14 protein-coding genes are annotated in these 21993 nt (G+C 48.6%); 4 read left to right on the top strand and 10 right to left on the bottom strand.

The window, feature by feature from the left end; translation table 11 throughout:
• Nucleotides 1-54 precede the first annotated feature (54 nt).
• The 9 genes from MTO69_RS11250 to hemL all read right to left on the bottom strand — a co-directional run bounded on the left by MTO69_RS11250 (nucleotide 55) and on the right by hemL (nucleotide 14093).
• On the bottom strand, nucleotides 55-1050 hold the full coding sequence (locus MTO69_RS11250) for an ABC transporter ATP-binding protein (RefSeq protein ID WP_248329288.1): 996 nt from the start codon (nucleotides 1048-1050) through the stop codon (nucleotides 55-57).
• 42 nt (nucleotides 1051-1092) lie between these two features.
• Nucleotides 1093-2076, bottom strand: coding sequence for an ABC transporter ATP-binding protein (locus MTO69_RS11245; RefSeq protein ID WP_248329286.1), 984 nt, complete (start codon nucleotides 2074-2076; stop codon nucleotides 1093-1095).
• Between the two features lie 2 nt (nucleotides 2077-2078).
• Nucleotides 2079-3104, bottom strand: coding sequence for an ABC transporter permease (locus MTO69_RS11240; RefSeq protein WP_248329284.1), 1026 nt, complete (start codon nucleotides 3102-3104; stop codon nucleotides 2079-2081).
• Nucleotides 3105-3106: 2 nt separating this feature from the next.
• A complete protein-coding gene (locus MTO69_RS11235; RefSeq protein WP_248329283.1) occupies nucleotides 3107-4093 on the bottom strand; it encodes an ABC transporter permease in 987 nt (328 codons plus the stop codon).
• 174 nt (nucleotides 4094-4267) lie between these two features.
• Nucleotides 4268-5950, bottom strand: a complete 1683-nt coding sequence (locus tag MTO69_RS11230; protein ID WP_248329281.1) for an ABC transporter substrate-binding protein — start codon at nucleotides 5948-5950, stop codon at nucleotides 4268-4270.
• A 797-nt stretch (nucleotides 5951-6747) separates the two neighbouring features.
• Entirely contained in the window at nucleotides 6748-10137 is a 3390-nt protein-coding gene (locus MTO69_RS11225) for a response regulator (RefSeq protein WP_282567524.1), read from the bottom strand.
• A 208-nt stretch (nucleotides 10138-10345) separates the two neighbouring features.
• Nucleotides 10346-11368 carry a 16S rRNA (guanine(1207)-N(2))-methyltransferase RsmC gene (gene rsmC, locus MTO69_RS11220; protein ID WP_248329279.1) on the bottom strand — a complete coding sequence of 341 codons (1023 nt, stop codon included), beginning with the start codon at nucleotides 11366-11368 and terminating at the stop codon, nucleotides 10346-10348.
• Between the two features lie 69 nt (nucleotides 11369-11437).
• Nucleotides 11438-12523, bottom strand: a complete 1086-nt coding sequence (locus tag MTO69_RS11215) for an AI-2E family transporter (RefSeq protein WP_248329277.1) — start codon at nucleotides 12521-12523, stop codon at nucleotides 11438-11440.
• A gap of 277 nt (nucleotides 12524-12800) precedes the next feature.
• The gene (hemL, locus tag MTO69_RS11210; protein ID WP_248329275.1) at nucleotides 12801-14093 is read right to left on the bottom strand and encodes a glutamate-1-semialdehyde 2,1-aminomutase; all 1293 of its coding nucleotides are present in this window, start codon (nucleotides 14091-14093) and stop codon (nucleotides 12801-12803) included.
• Between the two features lie 255 nt (nucleotides 14094-14348).
• On the opposite strand from hemL, the gene erpA reads away from it, so the two are divergent.
• The 3 genes from erpA (at nucleotide 14349) to MTO69_RS11195 (ending at nucleotide 19090) form a co-directional block, all read left to right on the top strand.
• On the top strand, nucleotides 14349-14690 hold the full coding sequence (gene erpA, locus MTO69_RS11205) for an iron-sulfur cluster insertion protein ErpA (protein WP_348983335.1): 342 nt from the start codon (nucleotides 14349-14351) through the stop codon (nucleotides 14688-14690).
• Between the two features lie 193 nt (nucleotides 14691-14883).
• The gene (locus MTO69_RS11200; protein ID WP_248329273.1) at nucleotides 14884-15963 is read left to right on the top strand and encodes an efflux RND transporter periplasmic adaptor subunit; all 1080 of its coding nucleotides are present in this window, start codon (nucleotides 14884-14886) and stop codon (nucleotides 15961-15963) included.
• 10 nt (nucleotides 15964-15973) lie between these two features.
• Nucleotides 15974-19090, top strand: coding sequence for an efflux RND transporter permease subunit (locus tag MTO69_RS11195; protein ID WP_248329271.1), 3117 nt, complete (start codon nucleotides 15974-15976; stop codon nucleotides 19088-19090).
• A 56-nt stretch (nucleotides 19091-19146) separates the two neighbouring features.
• Here MTO69_RS11195 and MTO69_RS11190 read toward each other — a convergent pair whose 3' ends face one another.
• Nucleotides 19147-20433 carry a peptidoglycan DD-metalloendopeptidase family protein gene (locus tag MTO69_RS11190; protein ID WP_248329269.1) on the bottom strand — a complete coding sequence of 429 codons (1287 nt, stop codon included), beginning with the start codon at nucleotides 20431-20433 and terminating at the stop codon, nucleotides 19147-19149.
• 128 nt (nucleotides 20434-20561) lie between these two features.
• Between MTO69_RS11190 and tyrS the strand changes: the two genes are divergently transcribed.
• Nucleotides 20562-21749 (top strand): tyrosine--tRNA ligase, encoded by a 1188-nt coding sequence (gene tyrS / locus MTO69_RS11185; protein WP_248329267.1) that lies wholly within the window; start codon nucleotides 20562-20564, stop codon nucleotides 21747-21749.
• The last annotated feature ends 244 nt before the right edge of the window (nucleotides 21750-21993 follow it).

Below are 21993 nucleotides of genomic sequence, written 5' to 3'. Positions count from 1 at the left end.
GACATGGTATCGTTATAGTTATTGAGCCAAGAGCTGCGCCCTTGGCTCTGTCGGTTAGTTTTCGTATAAGTAACAACGGACAAAGTGGTTGTCAGAAAGCTGAGTCACTTCAGGCAGTTTCTCGCGACACTTGTCGGTCGCATGTTGACAGCGTCCTGCAAATGGACAGCCTAATGAAGCGGGTGTCCATAGAGGGATTTCGCCCTTATTGCCTTTGAGTTTCTCGTGAATTGACTTGCTTGGATCTGGCACGGCAGACACCAACAGCTGAGTGTATGGGTGCTGAGGATCGTGGATGATCTCTTCAGTGTCTCCCCATTCCACCATATGGCCGACGTACATGACGGCCAAGTCTTCGGCGATATAGCGAGCCGTGGCAATGTCGTGGGTGATGTAAAGCAGCGACATCTCCTTTTCGAACTTCATCTCTTCCATCAGGTTGAGTACCCCTGCCCGAATTGACACGTCAAGCATTGAGGTTGGCTCATCGGCCAAAACGACTTCAGCGCCGACGGCAATGTTTCTCGCCAAGTTGACACGCTGGCGCTGACCACCAGAAAGCTGGTGGGGGAACTTCTGCGCCGTCTCTTTGGGTGGAATCAGACCTACCTGCTCAAGCAGGTCATACACACGCTCTTGCTGCTCTTTTTTATTGCGTGGGTCCACTTTCTTGTGGATCAGCAACGGACGCAGAATGTGGTGGTAAATATTGTGAGTCGGGTTCAGCGAGCCAAATGGGTCTTGCCAAACCATTTGCACGCCTTCGCGGTAGTGCATCAAATCATTGCGAGATTTGATGGTTTGGATGTCGCGTCCTTTGTACTCGATCACGCCATCAGTCGGGGCGTACATTTTAGCGATCATCTTCGCTGTGGTAGATTTGCCTGAGCCAGACTCGCCGACCACAGACAGACCGCGGCTTTTGTACATTTTGAATGACACGTCATTAATGGCACGCATCATAGGTTGTTGCAGTGAATTACTATTGATAGGGAAGTCCTTAACTAGGTTCTTACCCTCTACCAATAATTCGCCAAATTCTTTGCTCATAATTATCTCCAGTAATCTTAATTCTTATTTCTCAATCAGTTGCTAGAGCTTGGCTTGAGCAATGGTGTCACCGTATAGGTGGCAGTTTGAGAAACGATTTGGCTCAATTTGTCGTAACGAAGTTGGAACCTTAGTGCAAGCCTCGTGGACGCGATCGCAGCGCGCTTGGAAGCGGCAACCTTGTGGAATTTCCAACAGGTTTAACGGGTTGCCCGGAATACCGGTTAATTTAGTTTTTGGGCCAATTAATGGAGGGAAAGAGCTACCCAAGCCTTTGGTATAAGGATGGTAAGGACTTTCGAGAATTTGTTTTGAAGGGGCGACTTCAATCAGCTCACCTGAGTACATGATGCCGATGCGGTCAGAGAACTCGACCATGAGCGACAAATCGTGGGTGATGAACAGAATCGAGAAACCGAACTCTTCTTTCAGCGCGTAGATCTTTTGTAGAATTTCACGCTGTACGACCACATCTAGGGCGGTCGTCGGCTCATCCATGATGATCATCTTTGGATTGAGTGCCAGAGCGATAGCGATAACTAAGCGTTGACGCATACCACCAGAGAACTGGTGTGGGTAGTCGGTCAAACGGCTAGGGTGAATATCGACGATTTCTAGCAGGCCTTCTGCACGCTTGCGCGCTTGCTCACGCGTCATATTGGTATGACGCATAATCACATCACAGAACTGGTCCTCCATGGTAAGTACTGGGTTTAGTGCGTTCATGGCACTTTGGAACACCATCGACATCTCACTCCAGCGGAATGATTGCATTCTCTCATCGCTGTATTTGAGAATATCTTCACCGTTAAAGATAACCTCACCACCGGTAATAAACGCGGGCGGCTTATGCAAACGCATCAGCGAGAAAGCGACGGTTGATTTACCACAACCTGACTCACCAGCAAGGCCAAAGACTTCGCCAGGGGCGATATCAAAGCTGACGTTGTTACACGCGCGGACATCGCCAGCATCAGTAATGTAGTCTACGCAGAGATTGCGGATAGAAATAAGTGGATTAGTCATGATTATTTATCTCCGCTCCATAGTGCATTTTGTGGTGGTTGCTCAGGGGTACGCTCTTTTTTGTCTTGCTGAGCCATTTTCTTCCAGCGCTTCATCCCTTTGTGAGAACGAAGCTGAGGGTTAGCAATCTCATCAACAGCGAAGTTGAGTAGTGCAAGACCAGTAACCAGAACGGTTAGAGCGAAACATGGAGCAAGAACTTCCCACCAAGCGCCAATCAACATGGCTGATGAGGTTTGTACGTTGTACAGCATGATGCCCCAACTGATGGTGCTTGGATCCCCAAGACCAAGGAACGAGATAATGGATTCCATACCGATGGCGTACATGACCGAACCAATAAAGCTTGCCCCGACAATAGGGATAAGGTTTGGCAAAATTTCGACGAAGATGATGCGGAATGATGACTCGCCTAACACTTCAGCGGCTTTAACGAACTCTTTTTCACGCAGGGCAAGGGTTTGGGAACGAATTACCCGCGCGCCCCATGCCCAGGAGGTACAGCCGATGATAATGGCAATGGTCAGTGGGCCTGCCTCACCAATAAAGGCCGCTAATACAAACAGTAATGGATACTGTGGAATAACCAGCATGATGTTCATCGCTGCGGTTAACACATCATCGACACGTCCGCCAAAGTAGCCCGCAGAGATACCAATGACCGTCGCGAGGAAACACACGGTTAAACCTGCGCCAAAACCAACACCTAAGGAGATGCGAGCACCGTAAACAAGCTGCGACCAGATATCACGGCCCATACGGCTAGTGCCTAGAACATGGTCCGCTTTTTTCGACATAATCATGGTGCGGCGATCGGTTGCCAAGTTTTCAGCCACCCAACCATTTGGGTTCGCTTGAGCGGTTTTCACTACAAACGCAGGGTACTCATGAGGGTTACCTGTGCGCTTGTCTGGCGCGTGCTTAGTAATCAAAGGTGCTGCCACGGCCATAAAAACAAACAGAGTGACAATGGCTAGGCCGATACGAGCGTAGGCGTTACCAAGAATGAGTTTAAATAAAGATTTCATGATTATTTGCCTCCCTTACGCAGGCGAGGGTCAAGAACGACGTAGAGCATGTCGGCAATCAAGTTAAACGACAGCATAAATAACGTCATGATGATCAATTGGCCTTGTAGAACTTGGTAGTCACGGGCGTGAATCGCGTTCAACAACACAGTACCGAGACCTGGGTAGTTAAAGATGATTTCGATGATTAGCTGACCACCAATCGCCATACCCAATGACATCGACAAAGCAGTGACACTTGGCAATAAGGCGTTACGTGCTGCGTAGTTGAAGACAACGCGGTTCTCACTCAGGCCTTTGCCTTTGGCCATGGTGATGTAATCTTCGGCTAATAGGTTGATCATGTTGTTACGCATGTTGACCAGGAAACCACCGATCTGAATGATAGAGGCACAGAACAGAGGCAGAACGGCGTGATACGCTACGTCTTTATAGAATGCCCAGCTCATCCAGTCTGGCGTCGTACCTGCGGTATAGGCGTAGCCGGTTGGGAACCATTTCAAGCCGATGGCAAAAATGAATAGCGCGAGCATGGCGATAACAACTTGAGGCACTGCCTGAATGATTAGCATACCTGGCGTTACGAATGCATCATATTTACTGCCACGCTTCCAAGCTGCGAAAATACCCAAGATAGAGCCAAGTGAGAAAGAGAGAATAACTGCGCTACCTGCTAGAAATAGCGACCAACCAAAAGCGCCGCCAAGTAGCTTGTTGACTGACAGTGGGTAGAACTGGATTGAAGTCCCTAGCTCCCAGCTTAGGATGTTTTTCATGTAGGCGATGTACTGGACAAACAGACCGCCATCAACAAAGCCGAGCAGTTCTTTCATTGCTGCGATACGCTCAGGTGTTACCTGAACCGAAGCATTGGCGAACATCATGGTGACTGGGTCACCTGGCATTGCACGAGGAATAATAAAGTTTAACGTCGCAGCAACTAACAGCGCGACCAAATAGAACGACAAACGTCTTAAAAAATAACCCATAACTCACACCTTACTTACCCAGATTTTCCCTGTTTCTGGTTTCAGGTCGCTCCTAGCGAAAACAAAATTTAGAGCGAACAATCCCCTGACGACTGGCGCCATACTTTAAACAAGCTAAAGAGTGGGGGGATTGAGCGGCGCACAGAATATGCGCCGCATAGTTAGAACAACTACTTATTTAACTGGTTTTAGGTCCAGTACGTGTAGTAGACGCTCTGGGATACCAGCCCAAATGTTTGGACGGCCTTTTGGATTTTCTTCGTTCCACCAACCAGTGAAGCGAGTCGTGTTGTATTGGTACATGTAAGCACCAGACATAACAGGAATCGTTACTTGGTCAGCCGCAATGATTTGCTGGATACCGTGAGCGATTTCTAGCTGCTCGTTCTTGTCAGCCGTCTTGTAGAAGCTGTTTAGAAGACCATCTAGCTTATCGTTCTTGTAGAAGTGCATTGCGAAACGAGGCATACCTTCACCATCCTGAAGTGCAGAGTTGTATGCACTGTTCCAGTAAGTGTGAGGATCGGCACCGTGGAAGTAGTTGGTGTACGCTACGTCGTAGGTACCTTCTAGCATCGCTTGGTTGTATACCGAGAAGTCAGGAGTACGAGCTTTCGCTTTGATACCCGCTTCTGCTAATTGCTCAACCGCAAGTTGTACTGTGTTGTTGAAGTCAGTCCAACCGTTTGGTGATTGAATGAGTAGCTCAAATGACTTGCCTGATGGCGTGTCAACGAAGCCGTCATTGTTCACGTCTTTAAAGCCCGCTTTTTCAAGTAGCGCTTTAGCACCTTCAACATTGTAGGTGTTGTAGCCTTTGTACTTGTCGTGAGTCTTCTCGTCAGACCAAGCTTCGAATGCGTAGCCTAGACCTGATGCGAAATCGTTCACTGTACCGCCACCGTAGAATGCGATATCAATGATAGTTTGACGATCAAGTGCCATAGAGAATGCGCGGCGGAAGTCTACGTTAGTTAGCGCTTCGTTCTTAGCTGCATCTGGGTTTTTAAAGTTAACCACAAACGCTTGAGTACCTGCTGGCGGGTACCAGTACTGGTGGTTAGGGCTCGCAGCCGCGTAAGTACGGTCGATGTCTGGAATGAATGAAGATGTCCAGTCCATTTCGCCATTAACAACTTTACCTAGGAACTGGTCGTTGTTCGCGATTTGAGGAACGCGTAGACAATCCACTTCTAGGTTGTCTGCATCCCAGTAGTTCGGGTTTGCACACTGGATGTAAAGCTGTGCTGTAAACGTATCGATCTCTGTGAAAGGACCTGAACCTACAGGGTTTTCGTTGGTGAAAGTTGCAGGATCTTTGATCTCTTTCCAAACGTGCTCAGGTACGACAGGTACTTTTGCAATTTCGTAAGGAACGTTTGAGTTCGCTTCAGTTAGACGGAATTTAACTTGGTAGTCGTTCACTTTCTCAACGCCAGTTACCCAAGCGTTGATACCGCTTTGGTCAAGTTCTGGCTTCTCTTTTACTAGGTTGAAAGAGAACACAACGTCGTTTGCATCAAACGTTTCGCCATCAGACCATTTTACGCCCTTACGAATATCGAAAGTCACGCTCATTAGGTCATCAGACATTTTGAAGTTTTCAGCCAAACGGAATACAGGCGTGTTGCCGTGCATTTCGTTGAACACAACTAGTGGCTCGTACATAAAGTCAGTCGTAGTGTGCAGGTTAGTTGCACCTAGGAATGGGTTAAAGTTACGAACGAAAGTTGTAAACTCTTTAGGGTGTACTGTCAGTTCACTGCGTTCAGCGGCTGTCGCAACAGAGGCGAATCCTGTGGTTGCGGTAGCAATAATTGCTGTTGCTAGTGCTGTTTTTTTAATGTTGGCAAGCATAGCTGTTCCTTACTATTTGCTTTCATTTCACTAATGGATGGAATGTCATCAATTGATAAACACTCACTAAGGCCTACCTCTAGGGTTGAAATTGAACCGGAGGAGATTCGATTTCGAGAGTGGCCTGTAGGCCTTAGGCAAGCTAAGAAAACACCTTAATGTTAAATTACGCAATCGCTATTCCCGTTAAAAACGTAAAAATCACCAACAACAACGTCAATAACGTTAAAAATTGCCAATGCGTGTTTTTTTTGAACGATTTGTTCGGTTTGAACTCTGTCGCATAAAGAGTGTGGTTATTGTAGGTGAGTGAGTGGTTACTATCTTTGTGGGGTTTTTATAATTGGTGCTTCTATTATAACGCTCGTAGTATGAGATCCCGATCACTGCGCACTTTTTTGATTAATTCTCGTGGTTAAATAAAAACTGCCGTCTTGTTGTGACTGGCATCGCAATCTGAGTTCTTTTTGGCCTAATCGGAGTGGTGGTGGCACTTTACCGAGCTGAAAAAGAGCAAATTGACGTTTGATTTGACGCCAGTTTTTAGGTTGTTTTACGTAGCGTATTAACACCTATAAGGCCAAGTAATGGTTCCGTATTAAGAGTGTAAGTGGCGGTGAACAGGTTATTGATTGAACCGTTGCGGCGATCAACGGGTGACAATCTATCCCTATCCAGCAGTGGTCTTTGCGGCGCGATCACTTCAGTCGATTGATGCTACCTCGATGCTCATCTGGCGGTTATAGCAAAAAAATAAGCCCGCATAGGCGGGCTTATTGATGAGCTGAATGAAAGGTTTAACTGGTGAGTAAATGCTGAAGCTTATCTCGCAGCGCCTCGATGTGCGTGCGCTCTGGGCTTTGTTCGTTGCAGTGCTCTAAGATGTAGTCCAGTGAGCTTAATACCGTGCGCCAGCGGGGTGTTTTGGGCAGAGTTTCCAGACGCAAATACTTGTCTAGCGTGCGAGTTTGCAAGGTACTACGGTCAAGGTAAACGCGCCACAATCCACTTTGCTCTGCAAAGGCAAACTTGGTTTGACCGGTGACGGACTCCCAGTAGGTCAAAGCGCTGGTCATGGCATCGACCAAGACTTCGCGCATGATATCTTGCTTAGACTTGTTGTCCCCGGCCACTTTGTCTGCAAGGCGAGTAAACTCACCACCCAGCTCTTTGAGTTCTTGCAGTTTGGCTCGGTCCCCCTCAAACGCAAAGCTAGAGAGTGCCTCTATGGCGGTTTCAAGGTTATTGATGCGAGTCACATTGACACCGCCGCCAACGTTGAAGATATACATAAATCGCAATCCAGACTCTGGCGGGAGTCTTAATATATCGGCTGACAGATGTTGTCTTACATCGTCGACATAAATATCAATCTTGCCACAGTAGTGTTCTTGCTCGACATTCAAATATTTTGGCGCGATGATTTCGTCGGCGCTGGAGCGTTTCAGTTGCTCAGCAGAGCGTCTAAATAGTTTCGATGCCGCTTCATTGGCAAAACGAATCTTATGGTCTTCACGTACACAAATAATGGCTTCAGGCGCGGTCTCTAGCTGCTCGAGCAATCGTCCTTGAGTTTCCAGCAAACTTGCTTCGACCATAGCTCGCTGCTTGAGCTCTTGTTGCAGCTGTTGGTTTTCAATACGCCTTAGTTCCGCTTTGCTGGCCGTTAAGTGAGCGCGAATACGCGCAGCGAGTTCTTGCTTGTTGAACGGTTTCGATAGGTAGTCGTTGGCCCCAACACTAAATCCACGCAGACGGTCATCGGTTTGATTTAGCGCGGTGAGCATGATGATCGGCAGTTGAGCATGGTCATAGCTTTGACGTACCGTCTCACACACCTGGTAGCCACTCATGCCAGGCATCATAATATCAAGCAAGACCAGTTCAGGTTTGTCGCTTTCAATCGCTTGTAACGCTTCATGCCCATCTTTTGCCGTGCGTACGCGATAACCCTCGATACGTAAGAAACTGTCGAGAACACGCAAGTTAACAGGCTCATCATCGACCACCAGTAACAATGGGCCATCACTATTTTCAGGCAAGCTAGTGGGCTCTTCAAACTCAATCTCGTTGGTTTCTGGCGCCTTGAAATGCGGCGCATCGTAATGGTAGTGGTTCGCAGCTTGGATTTGCTCGTCACTCGCCAAAGGCAAGGTAAAGCTGAAAGTGGTCCCCACCATAGGTTGACTGCTGACGTATAGAGAGCCTTGCATCAATTCGATCAGTTGGCGGCTGATTGAGAGCCCGAGCCCCGCGCCTTGTCGATAACGACTGGAGTCGTTGCCAGCTTGGATCAAAGGTTCAAAAATATGCTCCAGTTGATCGGCAGGGATCCCTTGGCCGGTATCAACCACCTGCACGCGAATGTTATCATCGACCACACCGGCAGAAATGACGATCTTGCCTTCACTGGTGTACTTAATCGCGTTACCCACTAGGTTGTACAGCACCTGTTCAAGTCTTTGTGGATCGGCACAAACCCAGACCGGTTCGTTGGGTACTTGGTTGATGATGCGAATGGGTTTGTTGCCCAATAAGTGCGATGACAGTTCAAGGACCAAACGGGTTGAACCCGCCAAGTCGACCGCGCAGGTCTCGATATCTAAGTTGCCATAACGCATTTTGTGATAATCGAGCAGATCGTCAACCAAGGTCGCTAGGCGCTGACCACTGCTAATAATGATATCGAGTTGGTATTTCTGCTCGGCGGTGATCGGCCCATTGGCGCCAGACACCAGCGCTTCAGCAATACCAACCATGCCATGAAGTGGGGTGCGCAGCTCATGTGAGGTGGTGGCGAGGAACTCATCTTTAAGCTTATTCGCTAGCTGAAGCTCATCGTTTTGTTTTTGAATCAACTGAATATTGCTCTCAAGCTCTTTATTCTGTTGCTTGATAAGCAGGATCTTCTCGCGAATTGAGCGTTGCATTCGCTCAAAACTGACGGCAAGACGCCCGATTTCATCCTTGCGCTGGGTGTTGATCATATCCGCGTCGAGATCGCCCGCTGAGACCTTCTCCGCCGCCCAAGTAAGCTTAAGCAGTGGCGAGGTGATGAAGTTGGATAAGTAGTGTGACGCCATGACGACCAACAAAATGGCGCTGAGCATAGCGAAGATGAACAAGGTTTCCAGCTGATGAACTCGTGCAAACGCAACGCTCTCTGGCACTTCCACCACCAGTGCCCACTCGATACCTTTCACCGAGACCGGGCTGTAGGCGGCGATAATCGATTCGTTATCCGCATTTGAGTAGGTGCCGACATTGGTCAAGCCAGATAGTGCTAAGTCGATGACGGTTTTACTCTTGTCAATGTCCGTTTGTTGGTAAGCCAAAGAGCGAGACAGGTGATCACTGCCGACCAGTAAGGTACGTCTTGGGTTGTCTGTATCGTCGGCAATCAACTTAGTGATGCCGTTATTAGGTAGGCGAAATAGCGCGTAGCTGTGTAAGTAGCCCTGTTGAATGATCGGCGCACCAAGCCAAGCGACAGATTTACCGTCCTGAGGAGAAAAGTCAGAGATAATCACAGGAGTAAAGTCTTCGTTGGTTTTGCGCTTTGCGTTAACGAGATTGCGCAGTTTGCTGAAGGTTTGCCCCAAGTTGTCGTCTTTGTAGCGTCCTGATAGTAAGTTGGTGCCGAAATAATCGTGTTTGTAGATCGAGTAAGTGACATTACCTTCGCGATCGACCAGTAGAACATCATCAAAATCGGACCGTTTAAGTAGCTCTAAATAGGCCCAGTGGTAACGTTTGTGTAATAAACGATAGCGCTCAGTGCCGTTGAACACACTCGATTGCGGCAAGATGGAAGTCTTAATTTGATCGCCTGAGCCTTGGATGTAACGTTGCTGGGCATTTTCTCGGGCTTGCTCGATATCTAAACCTAGGTTTTGGAAGGCGTTAACCAAACCGTAGAAGCGACCACCACTGGCGTAGGCAAGTTCGGAGCGCACAAACCCCATCACCTCCGACTCCTTGGCGTATAGATAGTCGATCACCTGTTGCTGTTTGCTGTCACGAACAGAAACCAGGTGCGAAGTACTTTGTTCTTGAAGATCTGCAGTGTGGGATTGTAAGAAAAAAATCGCAATCACCGTCAGTGGCGTGATGCTCAATACTAAAAACGCCAGCATCAGCGTACTTTGCAGGCGTTTAAATTTCTGTTTTCGATACAACTTAAACATGGTTTCTATAGACTTCCCGTGCGAATGCCGCTCACTTGAGCGTTTGACGTCAGCTAGCAAAACAAAAACGTTATTTTCTAATCTGACAAAATTAACGAGTTTTTTTACTTTGACAAGTAAGTTGCAAGCAAAGCGTGCCGAAAGGCGCAGTTTTGGCTTGGTCTGACGGGATTATGTGCAGACCAAGCTTGCTAGGGGCAGGGAGTGACTACTTTTTGGCGTGATAAATGGCAAACTTATTGGTCTTATTTAGCGTCTCACAATTACTATAGGCTTGCTCAATAATCGGCGGGTATTTGAGAAAACTATTGGCAACGATAAATAGCTCCCCTTTGGCCGACTGATAGCTCGGGCCTTGCGCCAGCAGGGTTTCTGTGGCGTTGTAACTGGTGTCTAATCCAGCGTGAAAAGGGGGGTTGCTGATGATGTAGTCATAGTCTTGGCGAGTGTCTGAATAGATATCGGAAGCAAATACTTGCCCTTTCAATTGATTGGCTTGTAACGTGGCCCGACTGGACTCAACCGCCAAGGCGCTGATGTCGCACATCTCGAGTTCGATATCAGGATTGAGCAAGGCCAGCACAGAACCAATCACGCCTGCCCCACAACCAAAGTCGAGCACTTTACCCGCAAGTGGCGGCAAGGTATCGAGTAACAGTTGGCTGCCGATATCAAACTCGCCGTGGCTAAACACGCCGGGAAGGCTTTTTATGGTCAGCGACGAATCACGGTAGTTCACGGTGTAGGTTTTAAACCACTCGGCCAGGGTAAAGGTGTCTGGAGCATGATGACAGACACCCCAGTAAAAAGAGCAACGACGTGCTGAGTCGTATTTGGTGATAGGACCATACGGCTTAAACATTTTTTCAATGCTTTTAATCCCTGAACGGTTCTCCCCGACAACCACAATCTCAGTATTCTCTCCTAGCTTTGCCATCAGCATCGCCAGCAGGTATTGGGCTTCCGCTTTTGCCTTAGGCCAATAGAGCAGCACCATATCAGCCTGAGTCGTTTGATCAAACTCAGCCCCGAATACACTGTCGATTTGAGTATGCGCTTGCAATTGGCGGTAGTAACCGTAATTGGTGGTGAACACGGTGACCGAGTGGCAGTGTTGTACCAGTTCGACGGGAAACAAGTCCTCGGCTTCACCGGCGACAAGCACGTGCTTACCGGCAAAATAATCCAGTTGTCTTTGCGCAATTTGGCTAGGGGCGATATAGGCAGACATAAAAGCCTCAGTGTAAAAATCCGAGTGGGGATTCTCGCACAATCCCCGCCGGTCATAAACAGTTAGTGATTAACTGCGATCTTGTTGGTCTAGGAAGCCTTTGAACTCTTCTTCGTAAATATTAAACAACACGATAGTAATGGCAAAAATCAGTGGGCCGTAGATGAGGCCGATTAAGCCAAACAGGTGCAAGCCGCCCAACAAGGAGAAGAAGATCATCAAGGTATTCATTCCAGCGCTGCCTTGCATTAATAAAGGTCGCAGCAAGTTATCAATTGAACCGACGATAACGATGCTCCAGATCGCGAGGAAAATCGCCCAAGTGGTCTCGCCAGTCAAGAATAGATAGGCGGTGGCCGGTATCCAGATAAGCGCGGTGCCAACCACAGGGATGAAAGAAGCAAAGCCCATCATGGTGCCCCAGAACAGTCCTGGGAACCCTGCGATCCACATGCCGATGCCACCAGCAAAGCCTTGGGCAATGGCGGTGAGAAATGAGCCCATGACCGCAGACTTCGACACTTGTTCTATCTCTTCGAGGAGTTTGTCTTCTTGACTGCGTGATAGCGGCAGGATATGACGCATAGCCGTGATGATTTTGTCGTGATCTCTGAGTAGGAAAAACAGCACAAACAGCATTAGGAAGAAGTTGACCAAAAAGTTGGTCGCATCACCGAGTATTTTGGCACTAATTCCGACTAAGTTGCTGCCAAATGAAGTGGCAAATTGCCCGATTCTTTGCGCGATTTCTTGTGGCTCTATGGCATCAAACGGCAAGTAGGTATTGACCAATGACAGCCCTTTTACCACCCAAGGGTGCGCGAACAGAGTTTGAATACCGCCATGGGTGACCCATTGATAGACGCTTTGTGAGAAGTTAGAGCCTTGCTGCACAATCGCGGCAAACACGAACAGCAAAGGCACGACGATGATAAACGTCAATACAATACATGAGAGCAAGGAAGCGATATTGGCGTGTTTCGGCAGCGCTCTTTCAATCCACTGATGAATCGGGAACATCAATAGCGAAATGATAAACGCCATCACAATGGAATTGATATAGGGTTCAATCAGTAAATAACAGGCAAACGCGGCGCCGATAAGTGCAAGCACGAGTACCCAATGACTGGAAGTTATTTTGACTTTATTTGACACAACCGTTGTCCAAATGTTTGACCATGTTTGAGTATAATGGCGTCAATTCGGCGATACATCAATGTAAAATCAAAATGTTAACTTAAGGAGAACGACAAGTGGGTTGTTGTAATAATGAGAAAGCGTGCCCAAGTCGAGCTAAACCCACTGCGCGTATACCTTGGTTTGCGATTGTGGTTGCGCTGTTGGTTCTGCTGGTGGTGCTTAACTGGCGCTAAAACAATAGCAAACGGGATAAAAAAGGCTGCAAAAGTGCAGCCTTGGTTGTGATGAGTGCTTACGCTTCGCTGGCGAGAATGGCAAAGCAGCGGTCCGCCGCTTCAAGCGTTGCATCGATCTCTTTGCTTCCATGAGCCAGTGAGGTGAAGCTTGCTTCGAAAGCAGATGGTGCAAGGTACACACCGTGCTCTAACATCAGGTGGAAGAAGCGTTTAAAGCGTTCGATGTCGCATTTAGTCACGTCTTCATAACGAGTGATGGCTTGCTGATCAGTAAAGAAGAAACCGAACATGCCACCGACTTGGTTGACCACCAATGGAATGCCGTGTTGTTCAGCGAGAGATTTAAATCCATCGGCCAATTGTTTGGTTTTAGATGCCAAGCGCTTTTCGTTGCCTTCTTCTTTTAGCAAGTTGAGACACGCATAACCTGCGGCCATCGCAACCGGGTTACCTGATAGGGTACCTGCTTGGTATACCGGGCCAGTTGGCGCGATGTGTTGCATCACGTCTTTACGACCACCAAACGCGCCGACCGGCATACCGCCACCAATCACTTTACCTAGCGTGGTCAAATCTGGCTTGATGTTGTAGTAACCTTGAGCGCCGCCTAGTGCCACACGAAAGCCCGTCATGACTTCATCAAAGATCAATAGCGCGCCTTCTTCATCACAGATTTGACGAAGCCCTTGGTGGAAGCCTTCTACCGGAGGAATACAGTTCATGTTTCCGGCAACAGGCTCAACGATAATACACGCGATTTCGCCTTTGTTTGCGGCAAACAGTTCACGAACAGAATCTAAGTCGTTGAAGGTCGCAGTGAGAGTGTGTTTGGCAAAGTCTGCTGGTACACCTGGAGAACTCGGTTGGCCAAGTGTTAACGCACCAGAACCCGCTTTCACCAATAGGCTGTCTGCGTGACCATGGTAACAACCTTCAAACTTGATGATTTTGTCGCGACCAGTGTAACCACGAGCTAGACGAATTGCGCTCATAGTGGCTTCTGTCCCTGAGCTCACCATGCGAATTTGCTCCATCGATGGCACCAGCTCCGAAACCAGTTCTGCCATCGCGATTTCCATCTCGGTCGGTGCGCCGAAGCTAAGACCACGTTGAGCGGCATCGATTACCGCTTGGCGAATCACCGCGTGGTTGTGGCCAAGAATCATTGGGCCCCATGAACCCACATAGTCGATATACGCTTTGCCATCAGCATCAAAGATCAATGGACCATCGGCACGCTCGATAAAGATAGGGGCGCCGCCTACGCCGTTAAAAGCACGCACTGGCGAGTTTACACCGCCGGGAATCTTCTGCTGCGCTTTTTCAAATAAGTCTGCTGATTTGGTCATGGGATATCCTCTTTTGATTGCTCGGACCAATTTTGGAGGGCATTGTACCTGCCGAACTCCCTCGAATAAAACGCTTTGCGCCACATTCTGAACACTTTGGCTGCCTATCGCGCCACTTTAACCGAAAAAATCACGACAAAGCTGGCGAATACTTGAACGCTTCACTCAGGTATTAGATAATCCCCCCAACTATACTAACTAGGAAGCTTCAAATTCACCGGTTGGTTTGAAGATTGACGACTGAGAGAGGTCATCGTGAGCGAAGTAAATATTCCTTTAACATTCTCTGATGCAGCAGCCAAGCGTGTCGGCGCTCTAATTGCAGAAGAAGAAAATCCGAATTTGAAGTTGCGAGTGTACATCACTGGCGGCGGCTGTAGTGGCTTCCAATACGGTTTCACTTTTGACGAGAACGTCAACGAAGGCGACACCACCATAGTCAATAGTGGTGTGACGCTAGTGGTGGATCCTATGAGCCTGCAATACTTGGTAGGCGGTCAGGTCGACTACACAGAAGGCCTTGAAGGCTCTCGATTCTTTGTTAATAACCCCAATGCGACCACAACCTGTGGCTGCGGCGCTTCATTCAGCGTTTAACTCTGCTTCAACTAGGCTGTGTTCTCAGCAGCCTAGCTTTCCCCCTCAGCTCCCTGTTCTATCCACCGCATCGCTTATTTGAGAACCATGCTAAATAGTTGGTCATACTAGTGTATTTTTACTAGATTACTTTATATCCTAGTTGTTCAAATTTACTGCAATGAACAGTAATATAGACACACTAAGGATAGTTATGGCTAGATTCTCCCCTCTGCGCTTTATAGCGGTTAGACCCTATATTGTCTCTTTATTTATCGTGGTTGTACTCACTGTTTGGCTCGGTACTGGCATGCTCAATGCCGATGATTCTGCCCCACCCAGTAGTACTGAAACCATCCCACTAGCCAAAGTCGCTTTTCGCACTTTTGTTGCCGAGTCAACCCATCAAACTATCGAACTCTATGGCCGCACGGCACCGAATAAGCAAGCTCGATTGGGGGCTGAAATTGCCGGCGCGGTCACCTCGCTTCAAGTACAAAAAGGGCAGTCAGTGCAAAAAGGCCAGGTGATTGCTCTGATTGATAAAGGGGATTTAGAAATCCAACTGCAGCGTGCAGAAGCTATGCTCAAGGTGCGGTTGCAGGAATACAAAGCCGCTCAGTCATTGAAAAGCAAAGGGCTTCAAGGCGAAGTGGCGTTCACTAACGCAGAAGCGAACCTAGTGGAAGCCCGAGCTATGGTCAGCAATGCCAAACGCGCACTGGCGAATACCCAAGTGTTAGCGCCGTTCCCAGGCGTGGTCGATCACCTGTTTGTTGAAACTGGCGATTTTGTTGGGGTTGGCGATCCGGTGGCGACGCTACTCGACCTGAACATGATTGTGATTGAGGCAGATGTGAGCGAGCGTCATATTCAAGATTTGCGCCTTAACCAGCAAGCCAGTGTTCGTTTTATCGATGGGGCACAAGCCACGGGCAAGGTGCGTTATATTTCACGAGTGTCCTCTCCGGCAACCAATACCTTCCCAATTGAAATTGAACTGCCTAACCCTGATCAAAGCGTCCCGGCAGGTATTAGCACTGAGGTTGCGCTGAATCTGAAAGATCAGCTCGCGGTCAAAGTCACGCCAGCAATGCTAGCGCTGAGTGAAGATGGGGATTTGGGCGTCAAAACTCTGGTGGAGAACCGGGTTAAATTTGTACCGATCAAGTTAGTCAAAGCCGAGCAAGACGGTGTGTGGCTGTCTGGACTGGGTGAGCAGGTCGATATTATTACCACGGGGCAAGGTTTTGTGCGAGACGGTGACCCGGTGATTGCTCAAGCGCAGCAATAGGAGAGCGACCATGTTTAGCTTGATTGATGCGGCGTTGTCTCGCACTCGAACCATGATGGTGTTACTGGTGTTCATTCTCTTTGCTGGTGTGGGGACCTACCTCACCATCCCCAAAGAGTCGAGCCCCGACATCACTATCCCAATCATTTATGTCTCGGTGGGTCACCAAGGCATTTCTCCTACCGATGCAGAGCGATTGTTAGTGCGTCCAATTGAGCAGGAGTTACGTTCGATTGAAGGGGTCAAAGAGATGACCTCTACCGCTGCGGAAGGACACGCGTCGGTAATGCTCGAATTTAGTGTCGGTGTAGACCTTGATAAAGCCATGGCCGATGTTCGTGATGCCGTGGATCTGGCCAAGCCCAAGCTACCGAGCGACAGTGATGAGCCGACTGTGAACGAAGTGACGCTTGCCTCCGAAGAGCCGGCATTGTCGATTGTTTTATACGGCACCGTGCCAGAGCGAACCATAGTTCAAATAGCGCGTCAGCTCAGCGATAAGCTCGAAAGCTTTCGTCAAATTTTGGAAGTCGACATCGCAGGCGATCGAGAAGATATTGTCGAGATCATCGTTGATCCGTTACTTATGGAAAGCTACGGCCTGGATCAGGGCGATATTTACAACCTGATCGCGCTGAACAACCGCGTCGTCGCGGCCGGTTTTGTCGATACCGGTTATGGCCGTTTTTCGGTCAAAGTGCCCTCGGTGTTTGACTCACTGAAAGATGTCCTCGAACTCCCGGTTAAAGTTGATGGCAAGCAAGTGATTACCTTTGGTGATGTGGCAACGGTAAAACGCGCGTTTCGCGATCCCGAAAGCTATGCCCGTCTCGATGGTAAATCCGCGGTGGTTCTGGATGTCAAGAAGCGTGCTGGCGAGAACATTATCGATACGGTCACCTTAGTCAAAGAGGTTTTGGCGCAAGCTCAGCAACGTGATGATTGGCCGAACAACCTTCTGGTGAAATACACCTGGGACCAGTCGAAAGACGTCAAGATGATGCTCAATGATCTGCAAAACAACATCTTGTCGGCCATCATCTTAGTAGTGATCGTGATCATCGCGATATTAGGCGTTCGCACGGCATTTTTGGTTGGCGTATCGATTCCTGGCTCTTTCCTCACCGGTCTGTTGGTTCTGTCGGTATTTGGCCTAACGGTCAATATTGTGGTGCTGTTTTCGCTGATCATGGCGGTGGGGATGCTGGTGGATGGCGCTATCGTTGTGACTGAGTTTGCCGACCGACGGATGCAAGAGGGGACCTCTAGACAGCAAGCTTACCGTGATGCGGCGAAACGAATGGCGTGGCCAATTACTGCGTCAACCGCTACTACGCTGGCCGCCTTTGCGCCGCTGTTATTCTGGCCCGATGTGACCGGCGAATTCATGAAGTATCTGCCGTTAACCCTTATTGCCACCTTAGCCGCCTCTTTGGCAATGGCGCTATTGTTTGTGCCGGTGCTGGGTAGCTTGATCGGGCGTCCACAACATGTGACTCGCCAGCAGCGTGAGAAGATGGTGGCGCTACATGACGGAGACTTTAGCAAGGCGACCGGCATTACCAAGCTCTATTTCCATACTTTAGATATCGCGCTGCGTCACCCACTTAAGATCTTGTTGAGTGCGATTTTGCTCGCGATTGGCGTCGGTTTTACCTATGCCAAGGCAGGACTGGGCGCCGAGTTCTTCCCCGAAGTTGATCCGCCTTTCTTTACCGTTAAAGTACGCTCTTATGGTGATTTATCTCTTGATGAGAAAGACATCATTATGCGTGATATTGAAGCGGTGATGCTTGGTCATGATGAGTTTGAAAGTGTTTATACGCGCACCGGTGGTGATGACGAAATAGGTCAAATTCAAATTACTCCAGTCGATTGGCAGTATCGCCGTCCGGTTAAAGCCATCATTGAAGAGCTTAAGCAGCAAACCGATAGCTACGCTGGGGTGGAGATAGAGTACAAATTCCCAGATGCTGGGCCGCCGGTGGAACACGACTTAGTGATTGAAATGTCGGCGCGTATTCCAGACCAGTTAGATCAGTCTGCCAAACTGGTAAGGCATTGGGCCGATAATTATCCGGCTTTCACCAACTTGAGTGATACCTCAAGTAAAGAGGGGATCGATTGGCAGATTGATATTCGCCGCGATGATGCTTCACGCTTTGCTGCCGACGCCACTCTGGTTGGCAATACGGTTCAGTTCGTGACTAACGGTCTCAAGATTGGTGACTACTTACCGGACGATTCGAATGAAGAGGTCGATATTCTTGTTCGCTACCCCGAGGACAAGCGGGATATCGGCCGATTTGACCAATTGAGAGTCAAAACGCCAGCAGGCTTAGTGCCGATCACCAATTTCGCCACTATTGTACCGGAACACAAGCAAGACACGATTCGTCGTATTGATGGCCATCGCGTGATCAATATTATGGCCGATATGAAAGAAGGCTATAACCTCGCGTTGGAGCTGCCAAAAATTGAGCAAGCCGTGGCGGAGTTAGGCTTACCTTCTGGCGTTGAGTTTAAAATTCGTGGCCAAAACGAAGAGCAAGAGAACTCATCGGCGTTTCTACAAAATGCCTTCTTAGTGGCACTCGTGGTGATGGCGTTGATCCTGATCACCCAGTTTAATAGCTTCTATCAAGCCTTTTTGATCTTGAGTGCGGTGCTGTTTTCTACGGTTGGGGTGTTTGTTGGTCTGCTGGTGTTCCAAAAGCCATTTGGCATCATTATGTCAGGGATTGGTGTGATTGCCTTAGCGGGGATCGTGGTCAATAACAACATTGTATTGATTGATACCTACAATCAGTTGTTACGTCGCGGCATGGATAAGCGAGAAGCGATTCTTCGCACCGGAGTGCAACGTTTACGCCCGGTGTTGTTAACTACGGTCACCACCATACTCGGCCTGTTGCCGATGGTACTGGAAATGAACATTGACCTAATCAATCAAAAAATCGAGTTTGGAGCGCCGAGCACTCAGTGGTGGTCACAGCTTGCCACTGCGGTTGCGGGGGGGCTCGCCTTTGCGACGGTACTCACTTTGGTGTTAACACCTTGTTTGCTGATGCTAGGTCGAGTACACAAAGTCGAAGAGCAAGCTAATCAGGTCATAGAAGCTGAGTAGCGAATTACTAGAATCAAAGTAAAAATGAGCCCCGCACTTGTGTGCGGGGCTTTTGTTTATGGGGTTGCGAGCAGCTCTCCATAGCGCTCCAGTTTTGATAGTCTCAACTTAGCGTTGGCGATAAAGGTGGTTTTGGCTTTACCCGTTAACGACTTCGATTGAGGCAATTTCACGGTGCGCGGATTTTTATGCACGCCGTTGACTAAGAATTCGTAGTGCAGGTGAGGACCCGTCACTCGACCTGTTCCACCCAGCGTACCTATCGTCTGACCTTGTTTGACTCGCTGTCCAGTTTTGACCATACGTTTAGTCAGGTGCAAGTATTTAGTGATGTAGGTATTGCTATGTTTGATAAAGACATAGTTGCCGTTGAACTGGTTGTAACTCGACTTCTGCACTATGCCATCACCGGCTGCCCATATGGGTGTACCGACCGGCGCAGCATAGTCTGTACCGCGATGGGCACGCACTTTTCCGGTGACCGGATGGCGGCGGGTTGGGTTAAAGTTGGAGCTGACACGGCGAAAGTCTAGTGGTGAGCGTAAGAAGGCTTTCTTCATCGCACGGCCGGTTTCGTCAAAGTAGTTGCCGGTCTTGTCATCGAGAATGGCTTTAAAGGTATCGCCTTGGTTACTGAACACAGCGGCGATGATTTTTCCGCGATCCACCACTTCGCCTTCGACCACTTTCTCTTGATAGAGAATTTTGAAGCTGTCACCGCTGCGGATGTCGAGAGCAAAGTCGATATCCCAACCAAAAATCCCCGCTAGCTCCATGATTTGATTTGGGGTTAACCCGGCAGCTACCGCCGCGTTCCAGAAGTTAGAACTGATGGTCGCCTCGGCGTAGTTGTACTGATAATTGACCTCTTTCTTGTCCAAAGAGGAGACATAGCCATCGTTTGACTTGGTGATCAGAAAGGTTTCATAAGGGCTGAGTTGGCGTTTGATTTGCACCAGTTGGTTGTCGGTATCAAAGCCGAGTAAAAACGTATCGCCAGGTCTGACCCGAGTCAGCTGGCGTTCGATCTCTTTGCTGGTTGAGGTCAGTTGATACAGAAGCCGAGAAGAGAGTCCCGCTCGCTGGAACAGCAGCGCCATGCTATCTCCAGAGCCGATACTATGCTTTTCCCAACGTAAAGTCGCAAATGGGGTGGTGGTTTGCGGCGCAATGATGGCATCAAGGTCAATTGCAAGGGGGTAAGCGGTGCCAACCTGGTAGTAACTCTCGTCTTGGCGCAGATCTTGGGGAGTGGGCAGAAACAGCGCCACCACGATGAAGGCACTGAAAAACGCAATAAGGGCTCGATGAATCCAAGGCAGACGAGCGAAAAGAGACAACATCTTATGTCCGTTCTAAAAAATCAGTAAAAAAGCATAGCTGTTTAGTCTAACTGGTTTCAAAAAGCATCGCTATTCAAGTAAGATGGCAAACTAACAAATTTTTGCCAAATCTGTGGGAGTGAACAAGAATGGCGAGCATTGAAGCGGCACTAGCCGAGATTAAGCGCGGTGTTGACGAACTGATTCCAGAAGAAGAACTGATTGCCAAGTTGAAAGAGGGACGTCCTCTACGCATTAAATTGGGTGCGGATCCTACGGCGCCAGATATTCACTTAGGTCACACGGTTATTTTTAACAAGTTACGTGCATTTCAGGAGCTTGGTCACGACGTTACCTTCTTGATCGGCGACTTTACCGCAATGGTCGGTGACCCAACAGGTAAAAATAGCACTCGTCCTCCTTTAAGCCGTGAAGATGTCCTGCGCAATGCAGAAACGTATAAAGAGCAAGTGTTCAAGATCTTAGATCCAGCTAAGACCAAGATTCAGTTTAACTCTGAATGGTTATCGGAGCTCGGTGCTGAAGGTATGATCCGTTTAGCGGCGAACCAAACGGTAGCGCGTATGCTCGAACGTGATGACTTTAAGAAGCGCTATGCAGGCGGTCAGCCAATTGCGATCCATGAGTTTATGTATCCACTCCTACAAGGTTATGACTCAGTGGCAATGGAGACCGATGTTGAGCTAGGCGGTACCGACCAAAAATTCAACCTATTGATGGGACGTGAACTGCAAAAAGCCAATGGTCAAAAACCTCAGGTAGTGCTAATGATGCCACTACTTGTTGGTTTGGACGGCGAGAAGAAGATGTCTAAGTCGGCCAACAACTACATTGGTATCAGCGAAGCGCCAAGCGAGATGTTCGGCAAAATCATGTCTATCTCTGACGATCTGATGTGGAACTACTACGATCTGCTATCTTTCCGTCCGCTGGAAGAAGTCGCTCAATTGAAAGCTGACGTAGCATCGGGCAAAAACCCGCGTGATGTAAAAGTGGCACTGGCGAAAGAGATCATTGCTCGCTTCCACAGTCAAGCGGACGCCGATGCAGCAGAGCAGGAGTTTGTAAACCGTTTCGCCAAAAACCAAATTCCTGACGAAATGCCAGAGTTTGAGTTTGACGCTGGTCTTCCGGTCAGCAACCTGCTGAAAGAGGCGGCTCTATGTGCGTCGACTTCTGAAGCGATGCGTATGGTTAAGCAGGGCGCGGCCAAGATTGATGGCGAGAAAGTGGCTGACTCTAAATTCGCACCAGAGGCGGGCACTTATGTCTTCCAAGTAGGTAAGCGCAAATTTGCTCGCATCACGATTAAGTAGTGATAGCTCACTAGTTTGAAAAGCGCCGCTCAGGCGCTTTTTTATTGCTTTCTGACTCGTTATTTCTTAATCGGTGAGAAACAGACAAACTTCTGACACAAGCCCACTGTTTTCTCCAGCCATATTTGCTATCATCGCCGCGCTGCCAGTTAGGCAGTTTATTCGGAGACTTTTATGAACAATATCGACCATCCTCCTAGTATGGTAGGGGAAAAATAGTCCGCTTCGGTATTGTCGTCTCATG

Source organism: Vibrio sinaloensis, from assembly GCF_023195835.1.
Classification (GTDB): domain Bacteria; phylum Pseudomonadota; class Gammaproteobacteria; order Enterobacterales; family Vibrionaceae; genus Vibrio; species Vibrio sinaloensis_C.
Note: the sequence above shows the minus strand (reverse complement) of the source record. Positions and strands in the feature narration are given on the sequence as shown.

What these genes read in the sequence shown, in the direction of transcription:
- MTO69_RS11250 (WP_248329288.1), bottom strand. Translation starts at nt 1,050, where the DNA reads ATGAGCAAAGAATTTGGCGAATTATTGGTAGAGGGTAAGAACCTAGTT.
- MTO69_RS11245 (WP_248329286.1), bottom strand. Translation starts at nt 2,076, where the DNA reads ATGACTAATCCACTTATTTCTATCCGCAATCTCTGCGTAGACTACATT.
- MTO69_RS11240 (WP_248329284.1), bottom strand. Translation starts at nt 3,104, where the DNA reads ATGAAATCTTTATTTAAACTCATTCTTGGTAACGCCTACGCTCGTATC.
- MTO69_RS11235 (WP_248329283.1), bottom strand. Translation starts at nt 4,093, where the DNA reads ATGGGTTATTTTTTAAGACGTTTGTCGTTCTATTTGGTCGCGCTGTTA.
- MTO69_RS11230 (WP_248329281.1), bottom strand. Translation starts at nt 5,950, where the DNA reads ATGCTTGCCAACATTAAAAAAACAGCACTAGCAACAGCAATTATTGCT.
- MTO69_RS11225 (WP_282567524.1), bottom strand. Translation starts at nt 10,137, where the DNA reads ATGTTTAAGTTGTATCGAAAACAGAAATTTAAACGCCTGCAAAGTACG.
- rsmC (WP_248329279.1), bottom strand. Translation starts at nt 11,368, where the DNA reads ATGTCTGCCTATATCGCCCCTAGCCAAATTGCGCAAAGACAACTGGAT.
- hemL (WP_248329275.1), bottom strand. Translation starts at nt 14,093, where the DNA reads ATGACCAAATCAGCAGACTTATTTGAAAAAGCGCAGCAGAAGATTCCC.
- MTO69_RS11200 (WP_248329273.1), top strand. Translation starts at nt 14,884, where the DNA reads ATGGCTAGATTCTCCCCTCTGCGCTTTATAGCGGTTAGACCCTATATT.
- MTO69_RS11195 (WP_248329271.1), top strand. Translation starts at nt 15,974, where the DNA reads ATGTTTAGCTTGATTGATGCGGCGTTGTCTCGCACTCGAACCATGATG.
- MTO69_RS11190 (WP_248329269.1), bottom strand. Translation starts at nt 20,433, where the DNA reads ATGTTGTCTCTTTTCGCTCGTCTGCCTTGGATTCATCGAGCCCTTATT.
- tyrS (WP_248329267.1), top strand. Translation starts at nt 20,562, where the DNA reads ATGGCGAGCATTGAAGCGGCACTAGCCGAGATTAAGCGCGGTGTTGAC.